Source organism: Paenibacillus montanisoli, from assembly GCF_003268025.1.
GTDB classification, from domain to species: Bacteria; Bacillota; Bacilli; order Paenibacillales; family Paenibacillaceae; genus Paenibacillus_Z; species Paenibacillus_Z montanisoli.
Genome location: NZ_QLUW01000002.1, coordinates 519377 through 534225, shown reverse-complemented (window position 1 = coordinate 534225; position 14849 = coordinate 519377). Strand labels below are relative to the sequence as shown.

Below are 14849 nucleotides of genomic sequence, written 5' to 3'. Positions count from 1 at the left end.
ACGCGAATGAAGCGTTACGGGAGCGTTATCCAAGTCAAGCCCGAGATGCTTGAGGAATACAAACGGCTTCACGCCGCGGTTTGGCCGGAGGTACTGGAGCGGATCAAGTCGTGCAACATTCGGAATTATTCCATCTACTATAAAGACGGCTATTTGTTCAGCTATTTCGAATATACCGGCGATGACTACGAGAAGGACATGGCGCTGATGGCGGCCGACGAAGCGACGCAGCGCTGGTGGGACGTATGCAAGCCATGCCAGCAGCCGCTCGCGACGAGGGCGGAAGGCGAATGGTGGGCGGACATGGAGGAAGTTTTTCATCTGGACTAATAATTAGGGAGCGATTATGATGCGTAGCTTATTTTACGAAGATTATGAAATCGGCGCGGCAAGAGCCACATTCGGCAGGACCATCACGGAAACGGATATCGTTATGCACGCCGGGCAAACCGGCGACTTTTACCCGCACCACATGGATGCGGAATGGTGCAAGACGCAGCCGTTCGGCCAGCGGATCGCCCATGGCACGCTCGTTTTCAGCGTGGGCGTCGGCCTGTCGGCGGGTGAGATGAATCCCGAAGCGTTCTCCTATGGCTACGATAAGCTTCGGTTCACGAAGCCGGTCTTTATCGGAGACACGATTTCGGTGCGGATCACCATCTCGGAGAAGCGGGACTATCCGAAGAGGCCTTCATACGGCGTCGTCGTCGAGCGAGTCGAAGTCATCAACCAGCATCAGGAAACCGTGCTCGTTTGCGATCACCTGCTGCTAGTTAACAGAAAAGAACAATTGCCAACCTAAGACGGGCATAGTATCGTTAGCTTGAAAGCGCCATCGGAGGCAGGCAAGGAGGCTTTTGCATGTTCAACGTGATGATCGTTGAAGACGAAATGCTCGTTAGGCTTGGCTTTAAAAATTCCGTGCAATGGGAGAAATACGGGATGACGGTTTGCGCCGACGCGGCTAATGGCCGGGAAGCGTGGGAATATTATGCAAACAGCGTCAAACCGGACGTCATCATAACCGACCTGAAGATGCCGATTATGGGGGGCATTGAGCTCATTAAGAAGATTCGCGAGCAGGATGCGCGTACCCGTATCGTTATTTTATCGTGCATGGAGGATTTCGACCTCATCCGGCAGGCGATGCAGCTGGGCATTTCCAGTTATATTTTGAAATTGACGATGACGGAGGAGGAGATCCATAATGTGCTGACGCGGGTCCGCGAGGAGCTTGGCACGCAGAAAACGCTCAGCGCATCGAAGGGCATCATTCACGACCCCGACGTCCTGAAAGAGAATATAATTAAGAACTTCGTTTTTTACCATCTCTACTCCAAGGAGGAGTTCGCCCGCCATATCGATCAATTGAAGCTGAGGCTTCAGCCTGAGCGTCTTGTCGTCTGCATGATGGAAATCGACCGTTTCGAGCAGGTGCAGACGAAGTTCAACGACGAGAAGGGCGAGCTGATCCGCGTGACGTTCCTTAACGTCCTGAATGAGCTGCTCGCGCAATCGCAGCGCGGCGAGGTGGTGTCGGACGAAGATAAGCGCTACCTGTTCATCTTCAGCTTCCGCGACATGGCGAGCGAATACCAGATCCGCGAAGAATTGACCTCGATCATGACGCAGATCCAGAAGGTGCTGGCACGGTTTTTCAACATCTCCGCCACGTTCGGCATCAGCGGCATGAAGAGCGGCTATTCAGCGCTGCATGCGCTTTACAAGGAAAGCGAGCGAGCCGTCGCGCAGAAGTTTTACTACGGAACGGAGCGGCTGCTATTCCTGGGCGACATGGACACCGATGCGGTCGAAGAGATGGTCCGCCGAAAGCTGAATCAATTCCATGAGAAGTGGTCCATGGTCGAGGAAGCCGCGCAGAAGGATGTAGAGGCGATCGTGCAATCGTTTCTTGCTTCCGGCCGGATGCGCCATGAGCAGGATATCCGCAAGCTGTTCGTCCGGCTGCTGCACTGCCCGTCGGTAACGGCGTCGCTGAGCGAAGCGGAAGTGACGGCGCTTGTGTCCGCCTACGGCGAAGAAATGCAGCGCTGCGAGACGCTGGATGAGGCTGCGACGGCCTACAGCCGATTCCTGACCGAAGTAATCGCCACGGGCGGCGTGAAGAAGCAGCTCAGCAAAGATATCGCCCATGCCGTGCGGTTCATCCAGGAGCACTACGGCGAAGACATCTCCCTGCAGCAGATCGCGCAGCATTTGGAATTGTCGCCAAACTACTTGAGCGCGCTGTTCAAGAAGGAGCTGAACATGAACTTCTCCGAGTATCTCAATCGGCTCCGGCTGGAGAAAGCGAAGGAACTGCTGCTCGGCACGAATATGAAATCGTACGAGGTGGCGCAACAGGTCGGTTTCAGCGACGACAGCTATTTCAGCCGCGCGTTCAAGAAGCATACGGGCGTCAGACCGAACGGCTTCCGCAAATTGTGGATCAACGACTGGACGGGAGCGGCGGATTCTTATGATGCCTAAACGGTTGCGGCTTCGCCAGTTTCGGCTCTCCGGCATTTCGCTCAAGGCCCAGCTCATTTTCTCCTTCATGGCCGTCACGTTGCTCGTGCTGTCCGTTAGTTCCTATTACAGCTACAAGAAAACGATGGATATCTTCCAAGCCCGGACGCAGGAAACGACGCTATCGCAATTTCGTCAAATCGAAATGAATACGCTTACACTTCTGAACGAGGTCGATAAGCTGTCCAAAACCTTTTTGATGGAAGGCAAGGTGCAAACCTTTCTCCAGAGCGACCGGCTGTCGAATCTCGAATTCATTGCGCTCGAGCGCGACATTATGGAACGCATCAACCAATATTTGACGACCTATAACTATTTGGACTCGATCTATATCTTCGCGGAGAACGGTACGGTCATCGGCGGCACGCTTACGCAAAGCCAGAGTACGGCGGAGATGGGCAGAAGCTATCCGTTCTTCAGCTCCGCCCTCTACAAGCAAGTGAAGGAGAGCTTCCCGCAGCCCGTCTGGCGCGGCGGCACGACGACGCTCGACTTTATGCGCAGCTCCATTCCCGACGGACTAACCAATGCCAGACTGATCTCCTCGCTTCGCGGCGTCAGATGGATCGGCGGCAGCCAAATGAGCGCTGAGCTTGTGTTTAACGTGAACGAGCGTTATTTCAACTCCGGTTACAGCAGCCTGCAAAGCTCGCCAAACGGCTCGATGCACATCGTCGACGGCAGCGGCAAAATCATTTCGAGTACGTTGGAGGATACGATCAACGGGCAGTACTCGTTCTACGATAAGCTTGAGCCGCAGCAGGCGTTCGGCAGTTTTTCCGGCAGCCGCGGCGAAACGCAAGAGCAAATTATTTATTACCGGATGAAACAAACCGGCTGGATTCTCGTTGGCGAGGTACCGACCGAGCAGTATACGAAGGATATTAAACTGATCGGCCGCTTTACCGCGGGGGTCTTCCTGCTGTCGCTCATACTGATCGTCGTGTTCGCCTCGCTCTGGATGAACCGGATCATGAAATCGCTGCAGCAGCTGATTAAAGGGATGAAGAACGTCGGCCGGGGCAATATCGGGATGACGCTGCCGCAAGCGTCGAACAAGGAAATCGGACAGCTGATCGAGCAGTTCAACAACATGTCGACCGGCATCCTGGATCTGATGAGCCAGAACGAGGAGACGGAGCGGACGAAGCGGCAGCTGGAGATTGAGGCGCTCCAATCGCAGATCAACCCTCATTTTCTGTACAACACGCTTAATACGGTGAAATGGATGGCGGCCATCGCGAAGGCGCCGAACATCATGGAGTGCATGACGAGCCTGGGCAATATGCTGCGGCCGATCTACTACGATCCATCGCCGCTCTGGTCGATTCAAGAGGAAATTCAATTCGTGCAAAATTACATCAACATCATGAATTTCAGATACGGCGAAGAGATGAAGTTCGAGATCGACGTACCGGAACGGCTGCTCCAGTGCCAGACGCTCCGATTCATGATTCAGCCCTCCATCGAGAATGCGCTGATCCATGGCGAGATGCACAAAGGCGTGATTCAGGTATCCGTCTCCGAGTTTGGCAGCGATCTGCTCGTTGTCGTTCGCGACACCTGCGGTGGCATGCCGCCGGAGAAGGTCGAACAGGTCAACCGCAACATTCAATCGCAGCTGGGCGGCGACCGTCCTTCCAAAGGAATCGGGCTAAACAATGTGAACAAGCGGATTCGGCTGCATTTCGGCGAGCGGTACGGCATTGAGGTTAAGAGCGAGGAAGGGGTCGAAACCGAAGTATTCATGACGATCCCCGTCATTTACGACAGCGCGGCTTCATAAGGCGCAGGCATCATCGAAGAATGGAGGAGATCAGCTTGAAGCTTCCAGCTAGAAGACCCCGGCTAGCGATCTTAATGACCGTCATGCTGACCGTATTGACCGGATGCGGAGATGCGGGCGAGAAGGCCATGAAGCAGCAGAATGCCCGGACGGAAACCGAGGACGCGGCCTTGACGACGGGCAAGGAGCCGGTGACGCTCAAGGTCCAGCTGAGCAGCGTCGGCAATGATTTTGAAAATACGGAAGTTTACAACGAAATCGAGCGGCTGACCGGCGTAAAGATGAACATAGAAATGTATGACGAACAGAAGTTCAAGGTCGAGCTGGCAGGCGGCGATTTGCCCGACATCATTCAAGTTCCGAACAAGAACATGAAGGAGCTCATCGAAGGGGGCAACATCATCCCGCTCGACGATCTGATTAAGACGAACGGGCCCGAACTGCAGCAGCCCTTGTATGAGAAAAGCTTGGATTATATGCGGACGTTCTGGAGCGACAACACGAACAAGCTGTATATGATCCCGGTCCAAATCGGCAGCAGCGATTTCGGCTTCGAGCAGCAGGTCGGCTTCAACGTCAGATGGGACTATTACAAGGAGCTCGGCTATCCCAAGATCGAGTCGATCGACGATATGGTGAACGTTCTCGCCGAGATGGTCGAGAAGCATGGCACGACGAAGGACGGCAAGAAAGTATACGGCGTCAGCATGTGGAACGATTGGGGCACGTGGGGCATCCGGAGCATGGGGCTCATTACGGGCAACGGGATGTACAACGTGAATACCCAGCAGCTGGTCAACGATTATACCAATGCGGAACATAGCAGCATTTGGGATACCGCGCTCTTCTTGTACAAAGCGCAGCAGAAGGGCATTCTGGATCCGGATGCTTTCACGGCTAAATATAACGACATCGTCGCCAAAGCCTCGGAAGGCACGCTCATCTCGTCCATTGCGACATGGCCGTTCACGCGCGCCAACGCGGAGCTGCTTAAGGAAGGGCCGGACAAAGGCTTCGTGACGATACCGCTGGAATGGGGTTTTACGAATGTCGGCGGAACATCGGTCTCCGGTTGGAGCGACCGCGCCTTTGCCATCTCGGCGAACTGCAAATATCCGGAGCGGGCCATGGATTTGATCAATTTTCTTGTCTCCGAGCAGGGCTCGCGCCTGATCGGCAGCGGAATCGAAGGCGTCCATTGGGATTATGTGGACAGCAAGCCGGTCTTGAAGCAGGCAACGGTAGCGCTCGCGTCCGCCGGCGGCGACGACTGGAAGAAAACCGGCATCGGCATGATCGCCAACCAGCAGGGACTTTCCGACTATTCGAAGCTGAGCGACGGCGGCATCGTCAATCTGTTCAATACGCCGGAAGTGTTCGCAACGAAGCTCAACTCGCTGAACAAAGACTACGTCGAGCATTATGGCGTCAAATACCCGGCCGAAGCGTACAAGCGGCTTGTCGAGCAGGGCAAGGTAAAGACGCTGGCGAATATTCCGCAGGATGTTCTGAGCGCAATGCCTTCGCAGCCTGACGATATCAAGCGGATCCAGACCAAGGTCGACGAGCTGCTTGTGAAGGGCATGCCCGTCGTCGTGCTCGGCTCCGAGAACGACGACGCGTTCAAAGCCAACCGCCAGGAATTGATCGACAAGCTCATCGAAGCAGGCGCGAATACGTATTTCGACTGGTTCAAGCGGGAATACGAGCAATCGCGGGCCCGGCTAGCGAACCGATAGAACGATCGCGGCGGCAAATCGCCTATATAGGCTCACCCTCTTCAGCATCAGGCTGCAGAGGGTGAGCTTTTTTGAGTCCAAAAATCGTAGAAAACTCCATATTTACCTCTAGTGCAATTTCTTATACTTGGTATAGAAAAAGAAGCGATGGAGTGATCAGAGAGATGAAATACAAGGCAAGCCGCATCACGCTGTTACTGATGGTCATACCGTTTATCCTCCTGGTGTTCGCCTTCAACTACATTCCGCTGTTCGGCTGGATCTACGCTTTCTACGATTACAAGCCGGGCATCCCGCTCTCGCAGACGGAGTTCGTAGGATTGAAGTTTTTCAAATGGGCGATCGAGGAGAAGGAAGACCTGCTGCGGGTTCTTACCAACACGCTCGCACTTAGCTTTCTGTCCATTCTGGCATCCCCTCTGTCCGTCATCTTCGCGATCCTGCTTAACGAGCTGAGAAGCAAAAAGTTTCAGAAGCTCGTGCAGACGCTGACGACGCTGCCGAATTTTATTAGCTGGATTATCGTGTACTCGCTGGCATTCTTCATGTTCTCCTCCGGCGGCTTGGTGAACGAGGTGCTGATGAGGCTGGGCTGGATCGATGAACCGACGACCGTGATGGGCAATGCCGCCGCAACCTGGTGGTTCCAAACCGCGATTACCATTTGGAAGAGCTTAGGCTGGGGCGCGATCATTTATCTCGCCGCGATCGCCGGAATCGATCAAGAGCTGTACGATGCGGCCAAAGTCGACGGAGCGGGCCGGTTTCAGCGGATCATGGCGATTACCGTGCCGGGCATTATGCCGACGTTCTTCGTCCTGCTGCTTCTGAATGTCGCGAGCGTGCTCTCCAACGGCGCATCCGGCTTCGAGCAAAACTTCGTCTTCTACAATTCGCTCGTCGCCGATCGGATCGAAGCACTCGATTACTACGTTTACCGGGTCGGCATAACGACCGGAGAGATTTCCTTCGGTACGGCAATCGGCATCGCCAAATCGCTCATCAGCATCCTGTTACTATTCTTGATGAATGCGCTTTCGAAGAAAGTGAGAGGCCATTCGGTATTCTAGCTGGAGGTCATAACAACCTATGAAAAAAGATTCCTCGCTCGCGTTCGATGTGTTTAACTATACCGTTCAAATCTTGTTCACGATCATATGCGTCTATCCGTTCTATTACATTCTCATCTACTCGTTCAGCGATCCGCAGGAAGCGCTCAAGGGCGTGTTTCTGATCCCGGAAGGGTTCACGCTGGTCAATTACTCGACGATCTTCAAGCTCGACAATATGTTCCATTCCTTCATGATCTCCGTGCTTCGGACGGTGCTCGGCACGCTCCTTACCATTGCTTGCTGCTCGTGGTTCGCTTATGCCGTGACGAAGAATGAGCTGTATTTGCGCAAAACCATCTACCGCTTCCTTGTCATTACGATGTATTTCAACGCCGGCTTGATCCCGTGGTACATCACGATGAAAGAGCTGGGCTTGAAAAACAACTTCCTGCTCTACATCCTGCCGGGCGCGGTTGTCGCTTACTACGTCGTGCTGCTGAAGACCTTCATCGAGCAGCTTCCGCAGGCTCTTGAAGAGTCGGCCATGATGGACGGCGCCGGTTATTTCAAAATCTTCACCCATGTCATCTTCCCGCTCTCGATGCCGATCGTCGCGACGATCGCCGTGTTCGCTTCAGTGGGGCAGTGGAATACGTGGTACGACAACTACTTCCTGGTGTCCAACGACAACCTGCAAACGCTTCAATTGATTCTGTACAACTACTTAACCGATGCGCAGCGCATTGTATCCAGCAGCAACATGAGTGATTTGAACCGCGGCCTCGCATCCAAAATCTCGCCGGATTCCATCCGCATCACGATTACGATGGTCGTTACGCTTCCGGTCATGCTCGTGTACCCGTTCCTTCAGCGTTTCTTTGTCAAAGGGCTTATGCTTGGCGCGATTAAAGGCTAACCCGTACGGATGCAATAGCTCGCCCATACGCAGCTATCATCATAGAAATTACAAATAATCAGGAGGTCATGGTATGAAGGTAAAGAAAGCATTTCGCGGCAAAGCGTTAATGACTCTGGCCGCCATGCTGGTTGTGCTGTCGGGTTGCAGCGGCAACAACGGCAATAATACGGCCGAAACGAATGCGCCGGCTGCGTCGGAGAACGGGAACACGCCTGCGGAAACAAACAACAACGCCGCGGCGAATGACGGTGCAACGAACGCCCCTGCGGAACAGACGAAAGCGCCGATTACGTTCAAGGTCCAAGTGAACAGCACGACGAAGGACTTTGAAGGTACGGAGGTTTACAACGAGATCGTCAAGCAAACCGGCGTCACGATGGATCTCGAAACATTCGATGAAGAGAAATTCAAGGTTCAGCTGGCGGGCGGCGACTTGCCGGACATCATTCAAGTCAAGCACATCAATACGACTTACCTGAAAGATATGATTGAGGGCAATCACATCATTCCGCTCGACGACCTGGTGGCATCGAACGGACCGGACATCCAGAAGCCGATCTTCGAGAAAAGCTTGGCGTACAGCAAGCAGTTCTGGAGCAACGACACCGGCAAGCTGTATGTGATTCCTGTTCAAACCGGCAATGCAGGTTGGGGCTTCGACCAGCAAATCGGCTTTAACGTGCGCTGGGATTACTACAAGGAGCTCGGCTATCCGGAAGTGAAAAGCATCGATGACATGGTTAACATTCTAGCCGCCATGGTCGAGAAGCATCCGACGAACAAGGACGGCAAGAAAGTATACGGTACGGCCATTTGGAACGACTGGGGCACATGGGGACTTAACAGCATGGGGCTGCTGACCAACTCCGGCGATCCTGTTGTCAACAATTACACGGATATCGAGAAGAGCGGTTTCTGGGATACGTCTGAATTCTTGTATAAAGCGAAGCAAAAAGGGATTCTTGACCCGGATGCGTTCACGGCCAAATACGAGGATCTCGTGACGAAGGCTACCCAAGGCACGCTGCTGAACGCCATCGCTACATGGCCGTTCACGAACGCCAACGCCGAGCTGCTTAAAGAAGGTCCGGACAAAGGCTTTGTTACGATTCCGCTGGATTGGGGCTTCTCCTGGGTTGGCGGCTCCACGGTCGCTGGCTGGGGCGACCGCGCTTGGGCGATTACGTCCAACTGTAAAGATCCGGCCCGCGCGATGGATCTGATCAACTTCCTGTCCTCGGAGCAAGGCTCTCGTCTGATCGAGAGCGGCATCCAAGGCGTGCACTGGGATCTCGTAGACGGCAAGCCGCAAATGAAGCCTGAGGTCGTCGAATTGCAAAAAGCCGGCGGCGATCCTTGGAAGAAAACAGGCATTAACATGATGGCGAACCAGCAAGGCCTTACCGATAATACGGTTCTGAGCGACGGCTTCCCGGTCAACCTGTTCAATACGCCTGAGGTGTACGCAACGAGACTGAATACCCTGAATAAAGATTACTCCGACCACTATGGCGTTGCTTACCCGGCCGCCGCTTATAAGAAATACGCGGATGCCGGCCAGGTGAAGACGCTCGACGTCATTCCGCAGGACATCCAAGCGGCAATGGCGGCACCGCCGGACGATATCAAGCGGATTCAAACGAAGCTGGATGACCTGATCACGAAAGGCATTCCGGAAATCGTTCTGAAATCCAAAAACGATGAAGACTATAAGGCAAGACAGCAAAAGCTGATCGAAAAGCTGAACGAGGCGGGCGCGGATGAGTACTATCAATGGCAGCTCAAAGCGTTCGACGAAGCGAAAGCGAAGTTTGAGTAACCCCTATAATAGGCGTTAACGAGCGGCGCCGGACTGTTGAGCATCAACTTGTCCGGCGCTTTTTATTTCATCAGATTGAGGTGCGTTTAGCGATGAACATGGGTTATGACGGAAAATCATTTATTCGCGATGGGGAACGGATCTGGATCGTCGGCGGCGAAATCCATTATTTCCGCTATCCGCGCGGCGAGTGGCGGGACGTGCTGCTTCGGGCCAAGCGCGCCGGGCTCAACACGATTTGCACGTATGTGCCATGGAATTTCCATGAGGTGACAGAGGGCGTATATGAATTGGAAGGCGACAAGGATCTCGCCGGCTATATCGATTTGATCGGGGAGCTCGGCATGTACGCCATGCTGCGCCCGGGTCCTTATATATGCAGCGAGTGGGACGGCGGCGGCATTCCGGCTTGGCTGTGCGCCAAGCCTGTCCTGCGGTTCCGTGAAGACGACCCGGTCTATATGGCCGCTGTAGAGCATTGGTTCGACCGGCTGATTCCGGTCATCAGCGAGCGTCAGGTTACGAAGGGCGGACCGGTCATTACGATCCAGAACGAGAACGAATACCCTGGCGGCTGGGACGAGTCGATGCGCCGCTACCTCCGCAATATCAACGCGATCTATGAGCGGCATGGGATCGATATTCCGGTCTTGGGCTGCAATGTGCACGGCGCGACGCCGACTACGGTCAAGATTAACGATTCGACGGATGAGGCCGACCAGTTCCTCAATGGGTCCATGATTCTGACCTACAACCACCATGTCGAGGTGGAACCGGTTTACGATCTGAAGCGCAAGCAGCCGAACGCACCGCTGATTACGACGGAATTTTGGTGCGGCGCGCCGATTTATTGGGGCAACAAAGTGAGCGATTGGCCGAACCGGCTGGAACTCGCCCGCGCCGTCTACGAGTATACGTCCGCCGGTACGCAGGTTTGTTATTACATGTTCGAAGGCGGCACGAACTTCGGCTTCTGGGGCGGCAATAACATTGCGACCTCCTATGCCTCCGGCTATCCGGTCGGCGAAGCCGGGAAGCTGACGGACAAATACTACGCGGTTCGTCCGGCGAATTTGTTTATCGGACAGTTCAGCCGCTATCTGGCGGGCAGCGAGGAGCTGGAAGACCGCGGCGGCATGCAGTGCGGCGAAGGCGTGCGGCTTGTCGTCCGCGACAGCGGCGCGGGCGGCGCGTTCGCGTTCGTATCGGCCGCGGATGCGAGGAAGGAAGCAGCGGTCACGCTGCGGGACGGGAAGCAGCTGACCGTGCGCTTCGGGGAAGTTTCCGCAGCCGTGCTGCCGGTTGAGCTAGAGCTTATGGGCTCAGGCGCTGGATCTGGCTCCGGCTCTGCCGTGACGGTCGATTACAGCAATCTATGCTTGCTTGCGTTCAGCGAGGCGAAGAAAACGCTCATTCTATTCGGACCTGCGGGCACGGAGGGCGTCATCAGCATCAATGGCCAAGAGCAGCAGCTCCTTGTGCAGAGACGCAAGGTACAGCGCGCGACCGCAGCCGGTATCGGCATCATCGTCGTCGATGAGGAAATGGCCAGAAGATGCTGGATCGTGGGCGATGCGATCGCGTTCGGACCGGATTACGCAGGCGAGCTGCTTACGGACGGTTCCTTGGACATCCGCGTGAGCGACCGTACGCCGGAGGTCTTCTATCTGGATGCAGCCGGCCAGCCAGTCAGCTTCGCCTTCAAGCCGGTGATTCCGCAAGCCGAGCTGCCGGAGCTGCGGGATTGGCGAATCGCTCCGTGCGCCGAAGTACAGCCTTCGGGCGGCGACGGATGGGCTCCGCTTGAGCAGCCTTGCTCCCATGAGGCTTTAGGCGTCGTCCAAGGCTATCTGTGGTACAGCGCGGAGCTGGAAAGCGTGGAAGAGCGCGTCGAAACGATGTTCCTCAGCCATGCGCCTACGCGGGTGACCGTCTTTGTGAACGGCCAGCTGTGCGGGACGCACGCGGAGCGCCGGTCGGTGCGCATGCGCGACGAATACGGCCATCCGGCCGATTGGGCGTTCGAGGAGCTGACCGTCCGCTTGAAGAAAGGCAGAAACCGGTTCGTCTTCTTGTCGGATGACCTTGGCCACAATTACGATGTCCCGATCGCCGTAGGCATCCAAGGACCGGTCATGGTCGGCTCGCGCAGACTTCAGATCGAGCAGATGCGGGAAGCGGATCCTCTTCCGATGTCCGAACAAGCCTTCAATTTCCTGTACAACCGCCATTACCGGGAAAAGCTGCCGCTGCCGGCTGTCGAGTTTGAGCTGCCGATCAAGCCGGGGGACCAGGCGTTTATTCTGATGCACGGCGTCAAGGCGTGGGTGACGGTCAATGGCGAAGAAGTGCTGCCGATGTCGTATCCGGATTCGCCGTGGACGATGTTTTCGCAAATTAAGCGGTGGATCACCTGGCAGCTGCCGGCTTCCTATGCCGGTACGGCTCCGACGGTTCGGATCCACTATGCCGAAGGTACGCCGGAGTCCGTTAAAGAAAACATGTCGGTCTATGCCGCGCCGCAATCCGGCCAGCTGACCAATTGGCAGTGGAAGCGCTGGGAGGGCAGCGGCGATTTCACCGCTTCGCAGCTTGTCGGCAGCCAGCAGAAGGAAGAGGAAGGACTCCTCGTGCTCCTTCCGGCGGGCAGCCGGTTAGCCCGGAAAGGGCGGCTGCTGCGTCCGGCGTACTTGAGCGCGCGGTTTCCGCTGCCGGCAGGCGAGCGCCCGGTTTATTTGCAGATCGGGGAGCTGCAGAAGGGCCAGATCTTCTTGAACGGTCATAATGTCGGGCGGATGTGGGCTTACGGCGGTACGCAGGATCAATATTATTTGCCGCGGAGCTGGATGAAAGCGCACAATGAGCTCGTCATCTTCGAGGAACTCGGCTTGAACCCGCAGAATACGTCGCTCGTGTTTGGCGAGAGCGGGCAATGGTGCTCCGTGAAATTGCAATTCGATTTAGAAGGCGCGCAGAAGGGATGAGAGCAAATTGACGGAACACAAGGCAATTTATGTCGCGCCGCAAGGGCTTGATTCGAATGCCGGTACGGAGGAGCAGCCGGTAAGAACGTTGTTTGAGGCGATTTCGCGTACTCGCGAGGCTGGCCCGGAGTTGCCGAAACGAGTCATTTTGCGAGGCGGCAATTACTACGATGTATGCTTGAGACTTACATCGGCGGATGAGGGGCTATCGATCGAAGCCTATCCCGGCGAGCAGCCGGTTCTGCATGGCGGCGTTCCGGTTACCGCTTGGCAGCGTGAAGGGGACTGGCTGACTGCGCCGGTTCCCGGTGTCCGCGACCGCAGGCTGGATTTCCGCGCGATCGAGGTGGATGGCCGGTTCCGTCAGCGTTCAAGGCTTCCTGAGGCAGGGGCGTTCCGCCACTTCAACGAGTTCAAGGTCGAATGGCTGTCCACGTTTGCCGGCGGCTGGGCGCGCAAACCGACGACGGAAGAGATGATGTCGATACGCGTGAAGCGGGAGGATGTCGGGACGTGGTTGGACGTTCACAATGCGGAGCTGACGATTTACCACGAATGGGATGAGTCGCTCGTTGGCGTTGATGCCGTAAAGGAAGCGGAGCAAGGGGTCGAAATTACGTTCAAGAATGCACCGGGACATCCGCCCGGCGCGTTCTTCGAACGGAATGAGAATGCACGCACGTATGTCGTCTGGAACGTGAAGGAAGGGATGAAGCGCCCCGGCCAATGGTACCTTGACCGGACGAACGAGAAGCTGGTGTATTGGCCGCTGCCCGGCGAGGAGGCGGACCATATTCATGTCGTTATTCCGCGGCACGAGCATCTATTAGTATTGGAAACGGGGGCACACCGGATCAGGCTTCAAGGCCTTACCTTTTCCAGCGCAGCTACGCAGCTGTCCGCGGGCGGTTTCGGCGCTCTCTCGGTAAGCGCAGCCATTCATGGCGAAGAGGTGAGCGAGATCGAGTTTGAGCGTGTCACCGTGCGAAATACGGGCGGCTGGGCGTTCAAGCTGAACGGAAAGGGGATAAGGCTGCACGATTGCCACATTCATCATACGGGAGCAGGCGGCATTCAGTGGAGCGGCGAGCGGATTCAGCTTGAACGCTCGCGGATTCATGACATCGGCATGGCTTACCTGAGCGCAATTGCCATCAACTCCGACGGAACGGATCATGCCATCACGCAAAACGAGATTTATAATACGCCCTACAGCGGCATTGCGAGCAGTAGTCCCAATTCCGTCATTCAAGGGAATTTGCTGTACGACACCATGTCCTTCATGAAGGACGGCTCGGCGATTTATGTGTGCTGGTATAGCGATAACGTGAACGTCAGCGGCAACGCGGTGTTCGGCAGGCTAAGCGGCGGCGAAGCCGGTTCCGGACCGTCTGCGGCGCACGAGAAAGTCCGGCGATACGCGTATTACTTGGACGAGAAATGTACCAATTGTGCCGTAACCGGCAACTTGGCCGTCAATCTTGGCGTTCCGATGCTCAGCCATATGACGAAGGATTGCAAGTTTGCGAACAATATTTTTATGGATCGAGGGCTGCAAACGGTATCGGTATTGAATTCGTTCGGCGTGGCGTTCGAGCGGAATATACTCATTGCCGATGCAATCGAGATCCATTCGCCTAAAGGCAATCCGGGAGGTCTGGTCTCGGAGGAGTACGATTCCCATCCGTACATGTCCGCGTATTCGAAGTCCGATGGCATAACCTCCTTGCGGAACAACCTATTTTACAGCAGAAGCGGCCGCCAGGTGTTCAAGCACTATTTTCATTATAAACCGATTGAAGTAACCGATTTGGAGCAGAGCGATGGAAACGGCTTTGGGGACCCGATGGTTACGGATGCCGCGGCAGGCGATTTCGGCTATGCGGCCAAATCTCCGGCATGGCAGCGAGGAATCGAACCGCTGTCGTTCGCAGACGCAGGCTGCGAGGGGCGTTTCGCCGAGATCTACAAACGATGCATGAACGGCAGCAAGGATCCTATTGCGGGGGAGTAGAAACGAT

General features: G+C 55.5%; 10 protein-coding genes. All 10 read left to right on the top strand.

Annotated elements, in window-relative coordinates:
• Window positions 1-6 precede the first annotated feature (6 nt).
• Complete coding sequence (locus tag DL346_RS11680; protein WP_112882301.1) at window positions 7-330, top strand: L-rhamnose mutarotase; 324 nt, start codon at window positions 7-9, stop codon at window positions 328-330.
• A 16-nt stretch (window positions 331-346) separates the two neighbouring features.
• The gene (locus DL346_RS11675; RefSeq protein WP_112882300.1) at window positions 347-802 is read left to right on the top strand and encodes a MaoC family dehydratase; all 456 of its coding nucleotides are present in this window, start codon (window positions 347-349) and stop codon (window positions 800-802) included.
• Between the two features lie 59 nt (window positions 803-861).
• Window positions 862-2490 (top strand): helix-turn-helix domain-containing protein, encoded by a 1629-nt coding sequence (locus tag DL346_RS11670; RefSeq protein ID WP_112882299.1) that lies wholly within the window; start codon window positions 862-864, stop codon window positions 2488-2490.
• Complete coding sequence (locus tag DL346_RS11665; RefSeq protein WP_112882298.1) at window positions 2480-4315, top strand: cache domain-containing sensor histidine kinase; 1836 nt, start codon at window positions 2480-2482, stop codon at window positions 4313-4315. The genes DL346_RS11670 and DL346_RS11665 overlap by 11 nt, the downstream gene beginning before the upstream one ends.
• A 35-nt stretch (window positions 4316-4350) precedes the next feature.
• Complete coding sequence (locus tag DL346_RS11660; protein WP_165822486.1) at window positions 4351-6054, top strand: extracellular solute-binding protein; 1704 nt, start codon at window positions 4351-4353, stop codon at window positions 6052-6054.
• Between the two features lie 164 nt (window positions 6055-6218).
• The gene (locus DL346_RS11655; protein ID WP_240633135.1) at window positions 6219-7124 is read left to right on the top strand and encodes an ABC transporter permease subunit; all 906 of its coding nucleotides are present in this window, start codon (window positions 6219-6221) and stop codon (window positions 7122-7124) included.
• A 19-nt stretch (window positions 7125-7143) separates the two neighbouring features.
• Window positions 7144-8022 carry a carbohydrate ABC transporter permease gene (locus tag DL346_RS11650; RefSeq protein WP_112882296.1) on the top strand — a complete coding sequence of 293 codons (879 nt, stop codon included), beginning with the start codon at window positions 7144-7146 and terminating at the stop codon, window positions 8020-8022.
• Between the two features lie 73 nt (window positions 8023-8095).
• On the top strand, window positions 8096-9844 hold the full coding sequence (locus DL346_RS11645) for a type 2 periplasmic-binding domain-containing protein (RefSeq protein WP_112882295.1): 1749 nt from the start codon (window positions 8096-8098) through the stop codon (window positions 9842-9844).
• Between the two features lie 92 nt (window positions 9845-9936).
• Window positions 9937-12828, top strand: coding sequence for a beta-galactosidase (locus DL346_RS11640; RefSeq protein WP_112882294.1), 2892 nt, complete (start codon window positions 9937-9939; stop codon window positions 12826-12828).
• Window positions 12829-12835: 7 nt separating this feature from the next.
• Window positions 12836-14842, top strand: a complete 2007-nt coding sequence (locus DL346_RS11635; RefSeq protein WP_112882293.1) for a right-handed parallel beta-helix repeat-containing protein — start codon at window positions 12836-12838, stop codon at window positions 14840-14842.
• Window positions 14843-14849 lie beyond the last annotated feature (7 nt).

Bases quoted from the DNA above. Each gene is read 5' to 3' on its own strand.
- DL346_RS11650 (WP_112882296.1), top strand. From the start codon at position 7,144: ATGAAAAAAGATTCCTCGCTCGCGTTCGATGTGTTTAACTATACCGTT.
- DL346_RS11670 (WP_112882299.1), top strand. From the start codon at position 862: ATGTTCAACGTGATGATCGTTGAAGACGAAATGCTCGTTAGGCTTGGC.
- DL346_RS11680 (WP_112882301.1), top strand. From the start codon at position 7: ATGAAGCGTTACGGGAGCGTTATCCAAGTCAAGCCCGAGATGCTTGAG.
- DL346_RS11645 (WP_112882295.1), top strand. From the start codon at position 8,096: ATGAAGGTAAAGAAAGCATTTCGCGGCAAAGCGTTAATGACTCTGGCC.
- DL346_RS11655 (WP_240633135.1), top strand. From the start codon at position 6,219: ATGAAATACAAGGCAAGCCGCATCACGCTGTTACTGATGGTCATACCG.
- DL346_RS11675 (WP_112882300.1), top strand. From the start codon at position 347: ATGATGCGTAGCTTATTTTACGAAGATTATGAAATCGGCGCGGCAAGA.
- DL346_RS11665 (WP_112882298.1), top strand. From the start codon at position 2,480: ATGATGCCTAAACGGTTGCGGCTTCGCCAGTTTCGGCTCTCCGGCATT.
- DL346_RS11640 (WP_112882294.1), top strand. From the start codon at position 9,937: ATGAACATGGGTTATGACGGAAAATCATTTATTCGCGATGGGGAACGG.